This is a genomic window from Methylobacterium marchantiae (assembly GCF_042679825.1).
Classification (GTDB): domain Bacteria; phylum Pseudomonadota; class Alphaproteobacteria; order Rhizobiales; family Beijerinckiaceae; genus Methylobacterium; species Methylobacterium marchantiae.
This window is the reverse complement of sequence record NZ_JBHTND010000010.1, coordinates 20,925-40,184: the sequence shown is the minus strand read 5'-3', so window position 1 is coordinate 40,184 and position 19,260 is coordinate 20,925. Positions and strand designations below refer to the sequence as shown.

The following is a 19,260-nucleotide window of genomic DNA, read 5'->3' as shown; positions in this document are numbered from 1 at the left end:
TTGGCAGCCTTCCTCCTTCTTTTACTGGGTGCTCTTCCTGTCCGTGCGCAGGGGGGGGCAGCACAGCCCCGCGTCGCTGCCCTCGACTGGAGCGCCGTGGAACTGCTCCTCGGCCTCGGCATCGTGCCGATCGCGGTGACGCAGCCCGAGAACTACAACCGGACCGTTGTCGCGCCGGCTCTTCCCGAAGGCGTGATCGATCTCGGCCTCGTGGTCGAGCCGAACCTCGAATTGCTGGCGAGCCTGAAACCGGACCTGATCCTCGCCAACCCGATCCAGGTTGCGACGCAGGGCGCCTTCCTGTCGCGCATCGCACCGACGGAAGCGGTTTCCATCGCCAACGCGGCAGGTGACCCCTACGAACGGGCGAAGGCGGAGACCATGCGCATCGCCATGCGCCTCGGCAGGGTCGAGCAGGCCAGGGCCCTGGAGGCGCGGACCGAGGCGATCCTCGCCGAGGCGGCGGCGAGCGCCTGCCCCGGCGACCGGCGCCCAGCCTACCTCGTCTGGATCGTCGACCACCGCAACATCGTGGTCTATGGCCGCAGCAGCCTGTTCCAGACGGTGCTCGACCGCCTGCATATCCGGAACGCCTGGACGGGTGCCAGCAACGCGTCCGGCTTCACGGCGGTGGGGATCGAACAACTCGCAGCCGGCTCGGCGGATGCGCGCATCGTCCATATCGGGCCGATCCGATCCGATGCGGCCAAGGCGCTCGCCGGCAGCCTACTCTGGCAGGCCCTTCCGGCGGTGCGGGACCACCATGTCGACGTGCTGGAACCGGTCTGGTTCTACGGCGGTCTACCTGCCATCGCGCGTTTCGCCGAGCTGATGGCTGGCCTCTCGAAACGGGATTGTCCTCGTGGCTGAGGTGAAGCTGGCGGAACCGGGCCTAGATGCCCTCTCGTCGCCCCGGTCTCGGATCGGCGGGACGGCACTCCTCATCGGCACGGTGGCTCTCGTCGCGGGGCTCATCACCCTGCGGACACTCACGGCCGACATGGCGCTCGGGCCCGCGCTGAAGGCGTTGTGGAGCCCCGACCGGAACGACATCGCCCAGCTCGTCCTGCACGAGAGCGTTCTGCCGCGGATCGTCACTGCATGGCTCGCCGGTGCCGCCCTCGCTCTGTCGGGGACGGTGCTGCAGCAGGTGCTGCGCAACCCGCTCGCCTCCTCCTCGACGCTGGGCATCTCGGCGGGCGCGCAGCTCGCTCTGGCGCTGGCCTCCCTGTTCGCGCCCGGCCTGTTCTCACAGGGCAGGGAGGCTGTGGCGCTCTCCGGCTCCGCCCTGGCGGTGTTCGCGGTCTTCGCGCTGGGGCGTGCCAAGGGCTTTGCCCCCCTCGGGCTGCTGCTGGCCGGCCTCGTGGTCGAACTCTATTGCGGGGCGATCCAGACTCTCCTCGTCGTCCTGCATCAGGAGCGGCTGTTCGGCCTGTTCATCTGGGGCGCGGGCTCGCTCGCCATGAATGATTGGACCGCCCCGGCCTATCTCGCACCCCGCCTCGCGACAGCGGCCATCCTGATGGCGTCGATGGTGCGGCCCCTCGCGGTGCTCGACCTCGACGATGCCAATGCCAGGAGCCTCGGGCTCTCGCTCGGCCGCATTCGGTTCCTCGCCGTGGCGGTGGCCGTGGCCCTCGGCGGCTTCGTCGTGGCGGGTGTGGGCGTCATCGGCTTCGTCGGCTTCGCCGCGCCGATCCTGGTCCGCCTCACCGGCACGCGCACCCTGCGCGACCGCCTCGTCGCCGCGTCGCTCCTCGGCGGGGCCATGCTCTGGCTCACGGATTCGATCGTTCTCGCGGCGACTCCCATCGTCCAATTGCCGACCGGCGCGCTCGCCGCCCTCGTCGGCGTGCCGATGCTGCTCTGGCTGCTGCCGCGTCTGCGCGGCGTCGGGTCGCTGCATCATCCGGATCGGGCCGCCTCTGTCCGGATCGCGCGGCCCTGGCGAATGGTCCTCGTGGGCGCTGTCTCGCTCGGCCTTCTCGCAGGCATTGCCCTGACCCTCGGCCGTGATACGGCCGGCTGGCACTGGAGCGTCGGAGACGGCCTCGAAGAGGTGCTGCCCTGGCGCCTGCCCCGCATCGCCGCGTCCCTGGCGGCGGGCGCGATGCTGGCCATTGCCGGTACCCTTCTGCAGCGTCTCACAGGCAATCCGCTGGCGAGCCCCGAAGTGCTCGGGATCAGTTCCGGGGCGGCCCTCGGCCTCGTCGCCGTCACCGTCATCCTCGGGACGCCGGACCGGATGGCGCTGCTCGGCGCCGGCAGCCTCGGTGCGCTCGCGACTCTGGCTGCGATCCTGAGGCTCGGCCGTCGCCCCGATACCGTGCCCGAACAGATGCTCCTCGCCGGGATCGGCCTCACCACGGGCTTTGCCGCTCTGCTGACGATCCTGATGATCAGCGGAGATCCCTCCGTGGTGATGCTGCTGGGATGGGCGGCGGGCTCCACGGCGCGCGTCACGCCGGAAGACGCCGTGGCCGCTCTCGCGATCCTCGTCCTGGGGGCCGCCTGCCTTCCGGCGATGACGCGCTGGCTCGACCTCCTGCCCCTCGGCGATCAGACCGGCCGCTCGCTGGGCCTCGATCTGCGGCGCAGCCGCCTCGCGATTCTCGCGATGGCGGCGATCCTCACCACTGCTGCCACCTTGGTAGCGGGGCCGTTGAGCTTCGTCGGCCTCGTCGCGCCACAAGTGGCGCGCCTATCGGGCCTCACCCGTGCAGCGCCGCAACTCGCCGGCGCCGCGATCATCGGTGCGCTGATCATGGTCACGGCGGATTTCGTCGGGCGGATGGCCTTCTTCCCCTACCAGCTCCCCGCCGGATTGGTGGCGACCCTCGTCGGCGGACCCTTCCTGATGTGGTTGCTGGGCCGCCGCTGACCATCCAGTCGCGGCTCCATCGCGCGTTTTCAATTGAGCTATTCTAAAGAAAGAATGTGTTCCTGGGGCCACGCCAGCAGAACTTCCACCTTCGCAGTACAACTTCGTCTTGCTGACAAAGACGCCGTGTGGATTTGTCTTGGTGAGACGCAATCTTTGTTTTGAATCGTTCTACGCGATGCCCCTGCCGGGAAATCTCGCTCTTTCATGCTCAGATGTGCGCTGCATTTTCGACGATCAAGGTCTTCTCTATGTCTGATGGCACGCCGCTTTCCTCCGGCAGGTTCTCGCGCAAAGCCCGTTACAGCGCACGTTCCCTGGCGGGCGTCTCGACCGTGGCGATGCTTGCCATGGCGACCGGCTTGTGGAGCGAGGCGGCCCTCGCCCAGGCGGCTGCCGGGACCGGCAGCGCCTCGGTGCAGCTCGATACGCTCTCGGTTCAGGGATCGGGAAGTGGTCTGGGAAGCGGAAACGGCGGTGGCGTGACCGCGGCGAATTCCTATGTGGTCCCCAGGACGAATTCGGGGACCAAGACCGATGCACCTCTGCGCGAGATACCTCAATCTGTTTCGGTGGTCACACAAAAGCAGCTTGAGGATCGTGGCGCGGAGAACCTCGCGGATGCGCTGGCCTACAGCGCCGGCATCGTCTCGTCACCTCAGGGCCAGGACGGTCGCTTCGATCAATTGATCATTCGCGGTTTCGACCAGACCCAGCGCGGCATCTACAAGGATGGCTTGCGCCTTCCGCAGACGAGCTTCTCGGGCTTTCCGATAGAACCCTACGGAGTCGAACGTATCGATGTGCTGCGCGGGCCGACCTCTGGCCTGTTCGGGCTCAACGATCCGGGCGGTCTCGTGAATTTCATCACAAAGAAGCCGACAGCCGTGCCGCTGCGGGAAATATTCGGCTCATATGGCAGCTTTAACCGCAAGCAGTTCGGCTTTGATCTCGGTGGTCCGGTGAATCCGGAGAAGACCATCCTCTACCGCATTACCGGCCTTCTTCGAGAGGGCGGCACGCAAGTCGACTATACTGATCTCGACCGGATCTATATTGCTCCCGCCGTGACCTTTGTACCTTCGGCCGATACCAGCCTGACGGTGCTCGGCAACTACCAGAAGGATCGCACCGGCGATACCTTCCGCGCTATTCCGCGCGAGTACACCAACGGCAGCAATCCCTATAAGGCGCAGTTGCGCAGTCGCTTCCTTGGGGAGCCGGGCTTCTCGCGCTTCCTCGCCGAGCATTTCGAGGGTGGCTACCAGTTCTCCCATCGGTTCGACGATCAGTGGATCGTGCGCCAGAACCTACGCTACGCTCACGCTTCGACGGATTATAATGCGATCTACTCCACCGCCATCACGCCTGGGATGCCCAATCTCATAAACCGCGAGGCCCAGACTTGGCGCGAGGATTACGGCGTCTTTACCGTCGACACCCAGATCCAGCATGATTCGCAGTTTGATTACATTAAGAATACCGCTTTGCTAGGAATAGATTACAGCAAGATCAACAACAAGAGCGACCAATTCGGCGGTACTAGTTTCGCACTGCTCGGCATCGGACCCTTCGTCGGCCCTCTCGACATCCTCAACCCCGTCTACGGACAGCCCGTCGCCCAACTTCCGCGCTCACTCCTATCACGGCTTGAGCAGGAGCAGGTCGGCGTCTATGCTCAAGATCAAGTGAAATTCTACGATCGCTGGCTGCTCAGCATGAACGCCCGCTACGATTGGGTGACCACGAAGACGGCGGCACAAAATCCGGTCATTGATGCCGTTCGTCAGCAACTCGACAGCTTCGGGGTTCCCAACGGCATTCCGACGACCTTCGGCGCGAACCAAGACGCCCAATCCTATAGCGGCCGGATCGGGCTCTCGTATCTATTCGACAACGGCCTGACGCCTTACGTCTCGGCTGCCCGCTCGTTCAACGTGCTGCCGGTCTTCCTGCAGACCAGCACGACGGCAAATGTTCCCGGCATTGGTCCAGTTCCGCTGACCTACAACATCACGCCGGCGAAGCCCGAGATCGGCGAGACCATCGAAGCCGGTGTAAAGTTCCAGCCGCCGGGCCAGGCGACATCGGTCCTCTTCTCCGTGTTCAACACGAAGAAGACCAATGCGCTATTCTTCAACCCGAACGATCCGTTGCAGCAGGCCTTCTACCAGAATGGCGAGATCGAGGTGCGGGGCTTCGAGAGCGAAGCAACCGTGGACCTGCTCGATGGTCTGAAGCTGATTTCGTCGCTCACGGTCCTGCAGGCCGAAGTGACGAAGGACGATGCACCCATCGGCAATCTGAGTGCAGTCGGTAAGCGACCGATCCAGGTGCCGAACTTCACCGCCGCCACGTGGCTCGATTACACGATCCAGACCGGGCTGTTCCGCGGGGTCGGAATCGGCGGCGGCTTTCGTTACATTGGAGACACGTTCGGCGACTCGCAGAACACAATCCGCGTGCCGGATTACGTCCTGTTGGACGCCTCCATCCGATACACCTACGAGAATTGGCGCTTCCAAGTCGCTGCCAATAACCTAACGGACCGCGTCTATGTCGGCACCTGCTCGCAACAGATCAACTTCGTGGGGTGCAACTATGGCGAAGGCCGCCGCATCACCGGTTCCGTGACGTACCGCTGGTGAGTGATAGACATCCGATGAGAAGAGGCCCCGGATCGCAAGGTCCGGGGCTTTTTCTTGAGAGAGTGTTGCCCGGGCGTCGTTGACGCGATTGTCCACGCTCGGCTAGCTTGGCCATGACGGTTCCTCTTCGGAGGATCAAAAGGGAACGCGGTGAGGATCTCGATGGTCCGATGCCGCGGCTGCCCCCGCAACTGTAAGCGGCGAGCCCATCATCAACACGTCACTGGAGGCTCCAGCTTCTGGGAAGACGATGAGAGGGCGGTGACCCGCGAGCCAGGAGACCTGCCGTCAGTCGTGGTCACACGCGAAACGCATCGGGCGGGGTGCCCTGGTGGGGTGTCGGAGCGTGCGCTCGCGTGCAGGAACCGGCTTCGTTCGCGGTGACGTGCCACTGCGCTGAGCCGCGCCTGCCGTCTGCCTGCGATGTCCGATCGTTTCCGTTCCAATCTCGTTCTCGTTGAGCCGTGCGACCCGACCGCAAGGTCACGTTCGCGCAGTTTCCGTGCGATCGATACATTGTAACGTTATAACATTTGATCTATCGAAGTGGATCGCTGCCGCCGGCCTGCCTTAACTCCGGTTATCCCGATCATCATGACGTCTCCAACCTCCTCCGGCGCTCCTCGACCCACACAGCTGCCATCGTCTGCGGCCAGTCGCACTGGCCCCATCCTCCTCTCGCTCCTCGCCTCGACCCTGCTCGCCGGGGCGGCGCGAGGCGAGGACGCCGTCACTCTCGACCAGCTAACGGTGGAGGGAAGCGGCCCGAGCCTCACGCGGGCGAACCCCGTCGGGCTCAACCTTGCCACACCGTCGCGCAGCGCCAGCCGCCTCGGCCTGACGCCACTGGAGACTCCGGCGAGCCTCGACATCATAAGCGGCGAGACCGCCCGCATCCGAGGCCAGAACACGGTGGTCGAGGCGGTGACGCAGAACGCCACCGGCATCACCACCATCGCCTCGCCGGGCAACGGCAACGGCGCCTTCTCCAGCCGGGGCTTCGCCGGGCCGAACTCGATCCAGCAGCTTTACGACGGCACCCGCCTGTTCGTCGGCGCCGGCACCGTGACCTTCCCGTTCGATACCTGGAATGTGGAGCGGATCGAGGTGCTGCGCGGCCCGGCCTCGGTGCTCTACGGCGACGGCGCCATCGGCGGCGTCGTCAACGTGGTCTCGAAGAAGCCGAGCTTCACGCCGATCCATGCCGCCCGCGTCGCCACCGGCTCGGACGGCCTCGCGCGTCTCGCCCTTGATCTCGGCGGTCCCATCGGCGACACGGTAGCCTATCGCCTCAACGTCAGCGGCAACCGAGACGGCGGCTGGCTCAGCCCGAACGGCGATTTCCGCAACCTTGCGGTCTCCGGCGCCCTGCTGTTCCAGCTCACCCCCGATCTCGCGGTGACGCTCAGCCACGATCTCGGGTATCAGGAGCCCGCCCGCTACTGGGGCACGCCGCTGGTGGACGGAAAGATCGTCCAGGCCCTCCGGTTCAACAACTACAACGTCAACGGAGCCAAGATCACCTGGGCCGACAACTGGACCCAGCTCAAGACCGAGTGGACGCCGTCTGCCGACATCACCATCCGCAACACCGCTTACCGCCTGCAGAGCCGGCGCCACTGGCTCGATGTCGAGCAGTACAGATTCAACCGCGCCACCGGGCTCATCGACAGGTCCAGCTATACCGAAATCTACCACCAGCAGGAGCAGGTCGGGAACCGCTTCGACGCGGCGTTCAAGGGCAACGTATTCGGCTTCCGCAACGAGTTCGCCGTCGGCTTCGACGTGAACCACGTCGATTTCCGCCACACCAACAACTTCTCCAGCGCGGGCGGCAGCCTCGTCACCAGCGTCGACCCGTTCAATTACGATCCCGGCCAGTTCTCGGCCAATGGCCGCGCGAGCCCAGCCTATGCCACCAGCACCAACCAGGCCTCGGTCTTCGCCGAGAACCGACTGATCCTCAGCGACCAACTCTCCTTCCTCACCGGCGTGCGCTTCGACGCGCCGACCCTGCACCGCCGCAATCTCCAGACCGGAGCGACTTTCGAACGCTCGTTCGAGGCCCTGAGCTATCGCTTCGGCCTCGTCTACAACCCGACCCCGGATTCGGCCCTCTACGTGCAATACGCCACCGCCACCGATCCGGTGGGAAGCCTAATTAGCCTGTCGCAATCGCTCGCCAATTTCGCTCTCGCCACCGGCGAGCAGATCGAGGTCGGGGCCAAAGGCCTCGCGCTGAACGGCGCCCTCGAATGGACGCTCGCCGGCTACCGCATCGTCAAGGACAACCTGATCTCGGCGGTGCCGGGTCAGCCCATGCTCTCGACCCAGGTCGGTCAGCAATCCTCGCACGGGGTGGAGGGCGCCATTGTCCTGCGCCTGTCCGACGGCTGGCGCATCGACGCCAATCTCGCGCTCCTGCATGCGCAATATGACGAGTTCCGGGAGGGGGCGGTCTCCTATGCCGGCAACCAGCCCGTCGACGTACCTCAGCGCGTCGCCAATGTCTGGCTCAACTGGGCGTTTGCCCGTGATTGGGAAGCCCGGATCGGCATCCAGAACATCGGCCGCGTCTTCAGCGATTTCGGCAATACCGCCCCGCGGCCCGAATACACCCTTGCCCATCTCGGCCTCGACCATCAGGTCACCCCGGCCTCGCGCCTGAGTCTCAGGGTCTACAACCTGTTCGACAAGACCTACGCGATCAGCGGTAACGCCGTGGACGGGATCGGCACCAATTGGATCCTCGGACGGCCGCGCTCGTTCGAGGTCGCCTACAGCGTCGCGTGGTGAGCCTGCTCAAACCGATGAAGCGATGGCTGGTCCTCGGCCACCGCTGGCTCGGAATCGGCACGGGCGCGCTCTTCGCCCTCTGGATCGGCTCCGGGCTGGTGATGCTCTACGTGCCGTTCCCGAGCCTCACCGAGGCCGAGCGCCTCGCTCGGCTGCGGCCGATTCAATGGGGCGAGGTCGCGATCCTGCCGGACGACGCCCTGTCGGCGGCCGGACTGTCCCGCATGCCTCGCAGGCTCGATCTGGAGATGCGCGGCGACGAGCCCGTCTACCGGCTGTCGGCCTTGGACGGTCGCCGCGTCACGATCTCCGCCCGTACCGGAGCGGTACTCGGCGGCATCGATGCTGAGGCGGCCCTGCGTTTCGCGGGCGCGGGTCCGGCCGGATCTGTGGAGGTGGTGGATCGCGACCAGTGGACGGTGACCGCCCGATACGATCCGCTTCGACCCTTCCTGAAGGTCGCGTTGAACGACGCGGCCGGAACCGAGCTCTACGTCTCGCAGGTGACGGGCGAGATCACCCTCGACACGACGCGGTTCGAGCGCGGCTGGAACTGGGTCGGCTCCGTCACCCACTGGATCTACCTCACGCCGCTCCGCGCCCGCGTCGACCTCTGGCGCGACGTGGTGTTGTGGATCTCGGGCACCGCCGCGGTCACGGCCCTGGCCGGGCTCGTTCTCGGCATCTGGCGCCTGCGCCTCAGGCGTCGCTACACCAGGGGGCGCATCACGCCCTATCGCGGACTGGCGCGCTGGCACCATCTCGCCGGGCTCGCCGGCGGCATCGGGCTCACCACCTTCATCGTCAGTGGCTGGCTCTCCATGAACCCGAATCGCTGGTTCACCTCCCTCGCACCACCCGCCGACCTGCGCGAGGCCTATGCCGGGGCGCCGAGCCCTATCGGTATCGACGCCGACGGATTGGGCGAGATCGCTGCGAAGGCCCCCTTCGGCCTGCATTGGCAGCGGATCGGTGGACGCTGGGTGGTGCTCGGGCTCGCCGGGGCTGGAACGCGAGTTGTCGGAGAGGCTCCCGGCGAGGCTGCGATCCTTGCTGCGGCCAGTCACGCAATGGCGGGTATGAGACGGGAGAGCGCGGAGAGCCTGGACCGCCACGATCTGTATTGGTCGGCTCTCACGAGCGGGACGCTCCCGATCCTGCGCCTGCGCTTTTCCGACCCGGACGCGACCTGGCTGCATATCGATCCACGGAGCGGCGAGATCCTCAACCGGCTCGACCGCTCGGGCCGCATCAACCGCTGGCTGTTCACGGCCCTTCACCGCCTCGACCTGCCGGTTCTCGTCGGCCACCCGCCGGCGAGGACCACGGCGCAATGGCTGCTGAACCTCCTTGCGGGAGCGCTGGTGGCCACGGGGCTCGTCGTCGGTTGGCGGCGGCTCAAGACATCAAGTCGCTGACCGCCAGTGCGCGTATCCCTCCGAACGAGGAGGAGGGATACAAGCCGTTCTCTACTGCTGCTGCGCCTGCTGGGACTGGCGCATGAAGGTGTCGGGCGTGCCCGTCCCATCGGAGACGAAGCGGATGTCGCGCGGCTCGCGGCGGGGAGTATCGACGGAGAGGAACACCATCGGCTCCTCCAGGATCTCCGGCACCGAATGCACCACCCCGCGCTGGAACATCACCAGCTTGCCCGGTCCCACTTCCACCGGCGGCTCATCGGCGAACTTCATCATGCAGCGGCCCGACAGCACGTAGAGATACTCGTCGCAGGAGGCGTGGCTGTGCGGCGGTGTCGGCGAATAGACCCGGAACACGCGGGCGCTGGCGGCTGGGACGTCGACGAAGCGGTGGTCGGCCACCATGGTCGCCGAAGTCTCGGGCAACGTCGCCACGGCGGCGGCGACATCGAAGACCGCATGCGCGGCATCGGTGTGTTTCTGGTCCTGGCTCATCGACGATCCCCGGGGCTTTCTTTGTCCTTTGGACGACAACCTATCCGCTTTCGCCGATCTGCCCAATGGGAGCCCTGCGGGCGCCCGTTCGCCCGGGCGGGCGACCGCAAGTGTCGTGAGCCGGAAAACCTTAATCCCTGGCAGCGCGTGCGTCCTGTCACGTCAGGATCGCAAGAGGCTTCCCATATCTTAGTCATGCGGAGACAAACGGCGCGGAAAAATCCGGGCTGTACTGCGAAGGAGATTGAATAAATCCATGAAAGCCATCGTCACCGCTGCTATTGCCGCCCTTGTTTTCGGCGTTGCTGCTCCGGTCACTTCAGCCTCGGCCTTCAGCCACCGCGCCCCGGTCGAGCGTCCGCTGACGGTGTCGCCCTATGACGACATCACGACCGGCTCCCTTGGTTTTCAGAACCGTGACACCTACGGCGCCTGCGCCCCAAGCTCGGCCTCCGAAGGCAACGCCAACCAGCAGACCCGCTCCGTGATGCAGTACGGCCAGACCTCCGGCGGTGGCCGCTGCTGATCGACCGGTCGCTCTTCGAGCATCGACGGGTATCCGCCATCCGGCTCGGCCGATGAGGTGGCGTGCCCCGTCCCCTATCGAAACCTGATCCTGACAGGGAGGGACGAACCATCCTGATGAGACTTTTCACCTACGCCATGATCGGCGCCTTCACCTGCGGCCTGGTGATGACCATCGTCGGATCGACGGACGCGATGCTGCGCTCGTGAGGCGCGGGCCGTCGTGATCGACGAGGCCCGAATGCAGGCGATGCGGCAGGCGATGCGTTCGGGCCTCGGTCTCGCGGGCCTCGGTCTCGCGAGACGGGAGCACGCGCAGGCATGAGGTCAGGGACATAACGGAGAGGCCGTCGAGGATCCGCATCGGTCGATCATCGGCCATAAGAGTACGGGATTTTCACGCGGTGGGTCGCGGACCCGGCCGGACTGGCCCATAAGGCCGGAAGAATGCCCGAGCCGCGAGGACGAATCTTGACCGTCACCCAACTGACCCATCACGACCTCGACGGCTACGGCGCGTCCACCATCGTCGGTGCCTTCGTCGACGTGTCGCGGGTCGTCCATATTCCGCGCTATGCGGATGTCGGTCCGGTGGTCGATGCCGAGTTGAAGCGGCTCGGCCGTACGCAGGCACCGGAATGCCTGGTCATGACGGATCTCGGCCTGGAGGCCGTCGCCGTGACCTTCATCACCCGATTTGTGGCCCTGAACCAGCGCAGGGAGGAGGGAGCGCGGCATCGTCTGATCGTCCTCGATCACCACGCCTCCTCCCTCGATCAGCTTCGCGAGCAGGGCCTCGTCCTCTCGCCCGTGCCGGAGACGCCCGGCCTGACACGGGTCGAGCTATCCGATCCGAACGTGGTCGTGCTGATCGATGAGGACCGCTGCGCCACCCGCCTCGCCTACGAGCACCGGTCGCTCTACTCCACTCGGGAGGTCGAGGGTGACGTGGCACGCGACCTCCAGGCCCTCGTCGAATCCGTCGATGCCCTCGACCTGTGGAAGAAGGAGCGCCCGACCTTCCGGGGCGGCCTCGCCCTGGACGAGATCTTCTGGGACAACGTCGCCACCCTGGTGCCCGTGGGCCATCCCTGGCACGACCGCTTCATGAGTGCCTTGCTGCGTGCGGTGGCGGGCGTGGTGCGAGAGGGCGCATCGCCTGCCCGGATCGAGGCCGAGGTCGCCGCAATCCGGTTGCGCCTCGTCGATACGCTCCTCGCCGGTGAAGACCAGGATGACCCGACCCTGACCACCCGGATGCGGATGGCGAGGGCGCTCGCCAAGTCGGATGCCCTGTTCCATCGCCTCTCCGATGGCACGTTCCTGTCCTTCGGTCTCGATTCCGGCATGTTCCAGCGCGTGTCTGACCTCGTCATGGAAAGCGGCAGGGCCAGCCGCGTCGTCAACGTCCAGCGTACCGGCTCGCTCTCGTTCCGCTCGAACAACGAGACGGCCCTGGACGGGGCGCGCCGGTTCCGCGGCGGCGGCCACAAGGACGCAGCCGGCGGCAAGCTGAATGCCGGGTCGGCCTTCTCCCTGGCCGATGCCGTGGCGCAGGTCGAACCGGTGCTCAACCCACCGCAACCCGACCCTGCGGCCAGCCCCTTCGCCGCGCTCAAGGCCTGGAAGGCCTGAGCCGACCAACCCAGACCGTCGTCGAGTTGGTGATCCCTTAAGCGCGCACCGGTAGACCGGTGAGCAGAGGCGGAGCGATGGGGGCGAGAATCGGATGCTGGAACGGGCCCTGATGCATGTGCGGGCGGCGATCGTCCTACGGAATTGCGCCGCCGGCGCCACGTCGGATGCCGAGCACAGTCTCCTGATCAAGGTCGCCTCGATCCACGAGGCTCGGGCGCGCAAAGCGATCCGCACGAGCCAGAGCCAGGACCGGCGTCGCTGAACGCGAGTTCGGTGCGGGGCGCACGTCCATCGCGACTCAGACCGGCGCAGCCAACGCGCTCTTCGACAGCAGCATGTGGACGCCCTTGTTGCCGTCGACAGTCTGCGTGATGCGCAAGTTTCCAGCGAGCGAGCACAGCATGTAGGCCTGATTGCGGGTCAGGTCGGTCCGCGCACAGACATGGCGGACCATCTCGCGCACCGCTTGGCGCATGGCCTCGTCGAGGCTCTCATGCAGGCCGATCGTCAGGAGATCGGTCGGCGTCTCGGCGAAGGGCCACGCATAGCCGAGGTCCTTGCGCACGGTGAGGCGGAAGGTGCCGGTGAGCCCGGTCTCGAGGGCCGTGATGCACACTTCGCCGTCGCCCTGCACGCCGTGGCCGTCGCCGGCATAGAACCCCGCGCCCGGATTGTAGACCGGCAGGTAGAGCGACGTGCCGACTTTCAGCTCCTTGTTGTCCATGTTGCCGCCGAAGGCGCGCGGGACCGGCGAGCCGACACGGCCCCAGGCGGCGGGCGGCGCTGTGCCCATGATCCCGAAGAACGGATCGAGCGGCAGTTCCGCGCCCCAGGGCAGGATCGCGACGCCGCGGGCGACATCGATGTCGGGATGGATCGTCTCGTAATCGGTGAACTCGTCCGGCAGGGTGCCGAGCAGCGGCAGGATCGCCACGAAACCCCAGTCCATGCGGAATTTCAGGTCGAGGATATCGACCTGGAGCACGTCGCCGGGCTCTGCGCCGCGGACGTGGACCGGGCCGGTGACGAAATGCGGGCCGGGCCCCGAGACCAGAGTGTCCAGGGCGGCGAGGTAGTCGGCCGGCACCCGTGCCGGGTCCGGGTGGAGCGATTCCTTGCCGCCGGCCGGAAACGAGTGGAGCGTGACCATATCGCCGGACGCGATCTCCAGAACCGGCGGCAGGGCGGCGTCGAAATAGCCGAGCACCATCGTGTCGGGTGTCGCGGGAATCTCGTGATGCGTCGACATGGGGGCTCCTCTTGGGTGTCTTGCTGGATTGCGGGTCAGACGGCGATGTGCCGGGCGAGGGTGGCGTGATCCAGGGTCGCCCGCGTGCCCTGCTCGACCGCGCTGCCGCGCGAGAGCACCACGAAGGAATCGGCGAGGCGGACCGCGAATTCGAGATATTGCTCCACCAAGAGCACGGTGATCCGGCCCTTCAGCCCCTCGATCACGCCCTCGATCGCCGAGACGATGGAGGGCTGAATGCCCTCGGTCGGCTCGTCGAGGAGGATGAGGCGTGGCCGTGTGCTGAGCGCACGGGCGATGGCGAGTTGCTGCTGCTGGCCGCCCGAGAGATTGCCGCCGGGCCGGTTCCACAGGCCGCGCAGGGCCGGGAACAGGGCAGCCGCCTCGTCCACGGCATCGGTGCGGTCGAGCCCATGCGCTCGGGCTGCGACCCGCAGGTTCTCCGCCACGCTGAGATCGGCGAAGATCTCGCGGCCCTGGGGCACGACGGCGAGGCCTGCCCGTGCCCGCCGGTCCGGCGGCAGGTCGGTGATGTCGATGTCGCCGAGAGTGATGCGGCCGCGGCTTGACGGGATCAGCCCGGTGAGACAGCGCAGGAGGGTGGTCTTGCCGGCGCCGTTGCGGCCGAGCACCGCCAGGCAGGCGCCGGCCTCGATGGTGAAGCTTACGTTCCGTAGGACCTGCGCACTGCCGTAATGCTGGTCGAGGCCGGAGACGGACAGGCCCAGGGGGCTTTGCGGATGGAGATGGAAAGCGTCGCTCATCGGCCGAGGAAAACCTCGATCACCCGGGAATCGGCGCGCGCGCCGGCCATCCCACCCTCGAACAGGGTGCGCCCCTCGTGCAGCACGGTGACCCGGTCGGCGATGGCCTCGACGAAGGCCATGTCGTGCTCGATCACCAGGATCGCCCGGTCGGGGCGGCGCAGGGACCGGATCAGCTCGACCGTACGCAGGGTTTCCGCATCGGACAACCCGGCCACCGGCTCGTCGAGGAGGACCAGCCTCGGCCGGGAGGCCAGGACCATGCCGATCTCGAGCCACTGCTTCTCGCCATGCGCCAGAGAGCCCGCAGGAGTGTCGGCCCGCGCCTCCAGGCCGGTCTCGGCGAGGGACATCGCCGCGCGATCGGATCGCTCCGAAGCCGGACAACCGAGGCCCGCGCCGATCTCCAGATTCTCGCGCACGGTGAGGGCGGGAAAGACGCTCGGCTTCTGGAATTTGCGGCGTACGCCTGCGCGGGCGATCTGCGCCTCCGAGCGCCGGGTCAGGTCGAGGTCGTCGCCGAGGAGGATGCGGCCCGAGATCGGTCTGACGATGCCGGTGATGGCGTCGAGAAGGGTTGTCTTTCCGGCGCCGTTCGGTCCGATCACGGCCCGGATCTCACCGGGATCGATGGCCAGCGACAGGTCGTCCAGCGCCCGGAATCGGCCGAACACGACGCTCAGCTTCTCGATGACCAGGGCGCTCATCCGAGCCGCCCATCGCGCCGCAGCCAGGTCGGCTTCGGGCGCAGGGTCGCGAGGTCGAGGAGGCCGTTCGGCAGTCCCAGCACCACGACGAGGACGAGGCCGGACAGGATGAAGGGCCACGCCTCCGGCATCGCGGCGCTGAGCCAGAACTTGAGGGCGTTGACCGCCACGGCGCCGATGACCGCGCCCGCGAGCCGACCCATCCCTCCGATGGCGACCCAGACCGCGATTTCGACGGAGAGGTCGGGGCTCAGCACCCGTGGGTTGATGATGCCGACCTGGGGGACGTAGAGAATCCCGGCCAAAGCCGCGATCGTGGCGGAGAGGCACCAGATCCCGAGCTTGAGCCGCGTGGTGCTGTAGCCGAGGGTGCGGAGGCGGGCCTCGTCGTCGCGGCAGGCGAGCATGCGCCGGCCGATGCGGCCGACCACCAGGGCTCGCGTCCCGGCGAGAACCAATGCGAGGGTGACGAGCGTGGCGACGGCGAGGCCCGTCACCACGCCGGGCGCACCGATGGGATGGCCGAACAGGAGCGGAAAACCGGTCATGCCGTTGTTGCCGCCGAGCCCCGTATCGTTGCGGAACATCAGCAGCATGGCGACATAGACCAGCGCCTGGCTGATGATCGAGAAATAGACGCCGTTCACCCGTGAGCGGAACGAGGCGAAGCCGAATACGAAGGCGATGGCGGCGGCGAGTGCCAGGGCAAGTCCGAGGGCGTAGGGCGCGCTCGTGAGGCCCCACCAGTACAGCGGCAGCGACTTCCAGCCCATGAACTGCATGAGGTCCGGCGCCACGCCGGTGACGGCATAGGCGTGGGAAAGAAGGTGCATGGCACAGACATAGCCGCCGATGGCGAAGAACAGGCCGTGCCCGAGGCTGAGGATGCCGAGATAGCCCCAGACCAGATCGAGGGAGACGGCGAGGATCGCGAAGGCCGCGAGCTGGCCGGCCATGTTCACGAGGTAAGGGGCGGGCTGCAGCAGGACGAGGGCGAGGGCGGCGGCGAGGACGAGGCCGATCACCGCCGCCAGCAGAGGATCGTCCGCTAGAGCCGGGACGAGGCGGCGGGGCGCCCTCATCGGCACGGTCTCGACGGCCCCTTTCATCGCCGCCGCCTGACGGCGAAGAGTCCTTCGGGCCGGCGCTGGAGGAACAGGATGATGCCGGCGAGCACGATGACCTTGGCGGCCACCGCCCCGTAGAGCGGCTCGATCAGCACGTTGGCGCCGCCGATGCCGAGGGCCGCGACCAGGGTGCCGATGACGGTGCCGACGCCGCCCAGCACGACCACCATGAAGCTGTCGACGATGAAGGTGGTGCCCATGCCCGGATTGACGCTGTAGATCGGGCACAGGGCGACGCCGGCGAGCCCGGCCAGCCCAGAGCCGAAGCCGAAGGCGAGGCGATCCACCCGCCGCGTCCGTATTCCGAGACAGGCGGCCATGTCGCGGTTCTGGGTAACCGCCCGGATGTCGAGGCCGAGCGGCGTGCGCTTCAGGATCAGCAGCGTCAGGACCAAGGTCGCGGTGGCGAAGGCGATGGCGAAGAGCCGGTTCCAGGTGACGATGAAATCGGCGTAGAGCGGCATCCCGCCGCTGACGTAGGACGGCATGGCGAATTGCAGGTTCTGCGATCCGAAGACGACGCGCACGAGATTGATCAGGAACAGGCTCACCGCCCAGGTGGCGAGCAGACTCATCAGCGGCCGGCGATAGAGATGGCGCAGGATCAGCGCCTCGATGACGATCCCAACCAGCGCGGCGGCGAGGAAGGCGACCGGGATGGCGGCGAGGAGGTAGAGATCGAGAAAGCCAGGCGCGAACCGGCGGAACACCTCCTGCACGCCATAGGCGGCATAGGCGCCGACCATGATGAACTCGCCCTGGGCGAGGTTGATCACGCCCATCAATCCGAAGATGATCGCCAAACCGGCGGCTGCCATGAACAGGATGCTGGCGAAGCTCAGGCCATTGTAGAGCACCGCGAGGCCGTTCCCGATCCATATTGCCCGTTCCACGCGGGCGACCCCGGCATCCAGAGCCGCCCTGAACTCGGCATCCGCGCGATAGGCCTGATCGGTCTTCAGGGCGGAGAGCCGCGAGAAGGCGGCCCCCGACGGCGTGTCGGCCACGGCCCCGATCGCTGCGAGGCGGCGCGCCGGATCGGTCGAGGACAGGGCGGCCCCTTGCGCCGCGACGCCGATCGCGGCCTTCAACCCGGCGTCGCTCTCCGTCTTGTGCGCCCGTACCAGCACCGCTTCGGGCACGCCGGCCATGCGGCGCTCCACGGCCGCGAGCCCTTTCGACCGAAGCTCCACGGTCTCACCGGCGACCAGCGCGGCGATACCGGAGGCGGTCTCCACCAAAGCGCGCTGGCGCAGGCCGAGGACGGGCGAGCGCCCGCCCGCGGCCGTATGGACCGTGCCGCTTGCGACATCGCGCCCTTCGGATGCCCCTGCCTTGTCGAGAAGCAAGGTAGCGTCGCCGAGACAGAGAAAGCGTCGCTCCAGCATTCCGCGCAGGAGGTCGCCCGCGACGGCGAGATCGTCGATCGCGGCCTCGCCGCTCAACCGCACGAACTCGTCCAGCGCCTTGCTCTGTGCCGCGCCGTCGCCGCACAGGCTCGCGGCGAAACCCGCGCGGTCGGGGCGGCTCGCCTCCGCGAAGGCAGACTGCATCGAACAGACGGCGAGGAGGACGCCGCAGATCCAGGCTTTCGCGCGTCCCGCCCCCTCAACCATACGGGCTGAACGGCACGGGTTTGGGCGCGTCGGGCGATTGCCACAGGATGTCGAAACCCTGCTTTTCGTTGACGGACCCGATGAAGACGCCGCGAGAGACGTAGTTGTTCTCACCCGTCATCGTCAGAGTGTAGCCGGAGGGATCGGCAAAGCTCAGGCCGGCAAAGGCCTTGCGTACCTCCGGCACGTCGAAGCTCCCGGCCTTGGCCGCAGCCAGCGCCCAGAGCTGGACGCTGTCATAGGCCGAGACCATCGGGTCGATGACGGTGTCGGCGCTGAAGGGGACGGACTTGGCCTTCACGTAGGCGGCCCAGTCCCCGAGGAAACGGATATTGGCCTCAGCCTTCGCAGCCTGGAGATAGGCCCAGCAATTGAGGTGGCCGACGAGCGGCGCCGTATCCAGCCCTTCGAGGTCGGCCTCCACCATGTCGAGGCCCAGGATCGGCACGTCGGTGGCGCGGATGCCCTGGTTGGCGAACTCGCGCAGGAAGTCGGGGATCGAGGACCCCACCACCGTCAGCACGACGATCGGTTGCCCGCCGGGCTCCGAGGCGAAGCTCCGGATCTGGTTCACCAAGGTCTGGAAGTTGGAGAAGCCCAGCGGCACGTATTCCTCGCGCCAGGCGTTCGCGGCCACGCCCTTCGACACCCAATAGGCCTTGAGCTGCTTGTTGATCGTGCGCGGCCAGACGTAGTCGGAGCCGATCATGAAGAAGCGCTTGGCCCCGACACCCTCCGCACCCATCAGGTAATCGACGGCGGGCAGCACCGAACTCGCCGGCGGCGAATTCACGTAGACGATGTTCTTCGAGTTCTCGTCGCCTTCGAAATGGAGCGGATAGAACAGCAGCCCGTCATTCTGCTCCACAACGGGCAGCACGGACTTTCGCGAGACCGAGGTCCAGCACCCGAACAGGGCGGCGACCTTCTCCTGTTGAAGCATCTGCCGGCCGATCTGGGCGTAGAGCGGCCAGTCCGATGCGGGGTCAGAGGTCACGACTTCGATTCGGCGCCCGTTGACGCCGCCCTTCGCATTGAGCCCGTCCGCGGCCATGCGCACCACGTGGTTCAGGCGGCCTTCGATATTGGCCATCGTGCCCGAGGACGAGAACAGACACCCGAGCTTGACCGTATCAGCGGCCCAGGCTGGGCGGATGATGGCGGGAGCGGCGAGCGCAGTCGCCGTCCCGATGAAATGACGCCTCGTGACATCGACCATGGGCTCTGCACCTTCCCGTGACACGGGGCGAAGTGTCGGATTCCCGAGGCCTCGGTGGAAGGTCAAATAGGCTGCACGGCCTCATCCGGATGCGCAAAACCTCATCGGACAGCCTGCGATGCGGGCTCTGTGGCGATCAAAACGTCAAAATTCACAAAACCCCCGGCCGAATCCGTC

At 66.7% G+C, this 19,260-nt stretch carries 15 protein-coding genes and 1 riboswitch; of the genes, 8 read left to right on the top strand and 7 right to left on the bottom strand.

What is annotated here, in order from left to right:
* From ACFQ4G_RS09230 to ACFQ4G_RS09210, 5 genes are all read left to right on the top strand, one after another.
* On the top strand, positions 1-870 hold the full coding sequence (locus ACFQ4G_RS09230; RefSeq protein ID WP_238208006.1) for an ABC transporter substrate-binding protein: 870 nt from the start codon (positions 1-3) through the stop codon (positions 868-870).
* Complete coding sequence (gene fhuB, locus ACFQ4G_RS09225) at positions 863-2,881, top strand: Fe(3+)-hydroxamate ABC transporter permease FhuB (protein ID WP_238208008.1); 2,019 nt, start codon at positions 863-865, stop codon at positions 2,879-2,881. Before ACFQ4G_RS09230 ends, fhuB begins: the two co-directional genes overlap by 8 nt.
* A gap of 251 nt (positions 2,882-3,132) precedes the next feature.
* A complete protein-coding gene (locus ACFQ4G_RS09220) occupies positions 3,133-5,529 on the top strand; it encodes a TonB-dependent siderophore receptor (RefSeq protein WP_238208010.1) in 2,397 nt (798 codons plus the stop codon).
* A gap of 100 nt (positions 5,530-5,629) precedes the next feature.
* A riboswitch (cobalamin riboswitch) is annotated at positions 5,630-5,833 on the top strand.
* Between the two features lie 290 nt (positions 5,834-6,123).
* Positions 6,124-8,325 carry a TonB-dependent receptor gene (locus ACFQ4G_RS09215; RefSeq protein ID WP_238208012.1) on the top strand — a complete coding sequence of 734 codons (2,202 nt, stop codon included), beginning with the start codon at positions 6,124-6,126 and terminating at the stop codon, positions 8,323-8,325.
* A 14-nt stretch (positions 8,326-8,339) separates the two neighbouring features.
* Positions 8,340-9,743: a PepSY domain-containing protein gene (locus tag ACFQ4G_RS09210; protein ID WP_379040127.1), complete on the top strand. Its 1,404-nt coding sequence runs from the start codon at positions 8,340-8,342 to the stop codon at positions 9,741-9,743.
* A 51-nt stretch (positions 9,744-9,794) separates the two neighbouring features.
* Here ACFQ4G_RS09210 and ACFQ4G_RS09205 read toward each other — a convergent pair whose 3' ends face one another.
* Complete coding sequence (locus tag ACFQ4G_RS09205) at positions 9,795-10,238, bottom strand: cupin domain-containing protein (RefSeq protein ID WP_238208016.1); 444 nt, start codon at positions 10,236-10,238, stop codon at positions 9,795-9,797.
* Positions 10,239-10,494: 256 nt separating this feature from the next.
* Between ACFQ4G_RS09205 and ACFQ4G_RS09200 the strand changes: the two genes are divergently transcribed.
* From ACFQ4G_RS09200 to ACFQ4G_RS09190, 3 genes are all read left to right on the top strand, one after another.
* Entirely contained in the window at positions 10,495-10,764 is a 270-nt protein-coding gene (locus ACFQ4G_RS09200; protein ID WP_238208018.1) for a hypothetical protein, read from the top strand.
* Positions 10,765-11,234: 470 nt separating this feature from the next.
* Positions 11,235-12,398: a dimethylmenaquinone methyltransferase gene (locus ACFQ4G_RS09195; protein ID WP_238208020.1), complete on the top strand. Its 1,164-nt coding sequence runs from the start codon at positions 11,235-11,237 to the stop codon at positions 12,396-12,398.
* Between the two features lie 94 nt (positions 12,399-12,492).
* Positions 12,493-12,663, top strand: a complete 171-nt coding sequence (locus tag ACFQ4G_RS09190) for a hypothetical protein (protein ID WP_238208022.1) — start codon at positions 12,493-12,495, stop codon at positions 12,661-12,663.
* A gap of 36 nt (positions 12,664-12,699) precedes the next feature.
* Here the strand turns inward: ACFQ4G_RS09190 and ACFQ4G_RS09185 are convergent, their stop codons facing one another.
* The 6 genes from ACFQ4G_RS09185 to ACFQ4G_RS09160 are packed head-to-tail and all read right to left on the bottom strand — an operon-like array spanning position 12,700 to position 19,083.
* On the bottom strand, positions 12,700-13,650 hold the full coding sequence (locus tag ACFQ4G_RS09185; protein ID WP_238208024.1) for an acetamidase/formamidase family protein: 951 nt from the start codon (positions 13,648-13,650) through the stop codon (positions 12,700-12,702).
* Between the two features lie 35 nt (positions 13,651-13,685).
* Entirely contained in the window at positions 13,686-14,414 is a 729-nt protein-coding gene (locus ACFQ4G_RS09180) for an ATP-binding cassette domain-containing protein (RefSeq protein ID WP_238208026.1), read from the bottom strand.
* Positions 14,411-15,121 (bottom strand): ABC transporter ATP-binding protein, encoded by a 711-nt coding sequence (locus ACFQ4G_RS09175; protein WP_238208028.1) that lies wholly within the window; start codon positions 15,119-15,121, stop codon positions 14,411-14,413. The genes ACFQ4G_RS09180 and ACFQ4G_RS09175 overlap by 4 nt, the downstream gene beginning before the upstream one ends.
* Positions 15,118-16,230: an urea ABC transporter permease subunit UrtC gene (gene urtC / locus ACFQ4G_RS09170; protein WP_238208030.1), complete on the bottom strand. Its 1,113-nt coding sequence runs from the start codon at positions 16,228-16,230 to the stop codon at positions 15,118-15,120. The genes ACFQ4G_RS09175 and urtC overlap by 4 nt, the downstream gene beginning before the upstream one ends.
* Positions 16,227-17,801, bottom strand: coding sequence for an urea ABC transporter permease subunit UrtB (urtB, locus tag ACFQ4G_RS09165; RefSeq protein ID WP_238208032.1), 1,575 nt, complete (start codon positions 17,799-17,801; stop codon positions 16,227-16,229). The genes urtC and urtB overlap by 4 nt, the downstream gene beginning before the upstream one ends.
* Before the next feature lie 55 nt (positions 17,802-17,856).
* Positions 17,857-19,083 carry a transporter substrate-binding protein gene (locus tag ACFQ4G_RS09160; RefSeq protein WP_238208034.1) on the bottom strand — a complete coding sequence of 409 codons (1,227 nt, stop codon included), beginning with the start codon at positions 19,081-19,083 and terminating at the stop codon, positions 17,857-17,859.
* Positions 19,084-19,260 lie beyond the last annotated feature (177 nt).

Excerpts from the sequence above, each read along its gene's own strand:
- ACFQ4G_RS09220 (WP_238208010.1), top strand. The coding sequence starts at position 3,133 with ATGTCTGATGGCACGCCGCTTTCCTCCGGCAGGTTCTCGCGCAAAGCC.
- ACFQ4G_RS09210 (WP_379040127.1), top strand. The coding sequence starts at position 8,340 with ATGAAGCGATGGCTGGTCCTCGGCCACCGCTGGCTCGGAATCGGCACG.
- ACFQ4G_RS09200 (WP_238208018.1), top strand. The coding sequence starts at position 10,495 with ATGAAAGCCATCGTCACCGCTGCTATTGCCGCCCTTGTTTTCGGCGTT.
- urtB (WP_238208032.1), bottom strand. The coding sequence starts at position 17,801 with ATGCAGTCTGCCTTCGCGGAGGCGAGCCGCCCCGACCGCGCGGGTTTC.
- ACFQ4G_RS09205 (WP_238208016.1), bottom strand. The coding sequence starts at position 10,238 with ATGAGCCAGGACCAGAAACACACCGATGCCGCGCATGCGGTCTTCGAT.
- ACFQ4G_RS09160 (WP_238208034.1), bottom strand. The coding sequence starts at position 19,083 with ATGGTCGATGTCACGAGGCGTCATTTCATCGGGACGGCGACTGCGCTC.
- ACFQ4G_RS09190 (WP_238208022.1), top strand. The coding sequence starts at position 12,493 with ATGCTGGAACGGGCCCTGATGCATGTGCGGGCGGCGATCGTCCTACGG.
- urtC (WP_238208030.1), bottom strand. The coding sequence starts at position 16,230 with ATGAAAGGGGCCGTCGAGACCGTGCCGATGAGGGCGCCCCGCCGCCTC.
- ACFQ4G_RS09185 (WP_238208024.1), bottom strand. The coding sequence starts at position 13,650 with ATGTCGACGCATCACGAGATTCCCGCGACACCCGACACGATGGTGCTC.
- ACFQ4G_RS09180 (WP_238208026.1), bottom strand. The coding sequence starts at position 14,414 with ATGAGCGACGCTTTCCATCTCCATCCGCAAAGCCCCCTGGGCCTGTCC.
- ACFQ4G_RS09215 (WP_238208012.1), top strand. The coding sequence starts at position 6,124 with ATGACGTCTCCAACCTCCTCCGGCGCTCCTCGACCCACACAGCTGCCA.
- ACFQ4G_RS09175 (WP_238208028.1), bottom strand. The coding sequence starts at position 15,121 with ATGAGCGCCCTGGTCATCGAGAAGCTGAGCGTCGTGTTCGGCCGATTC.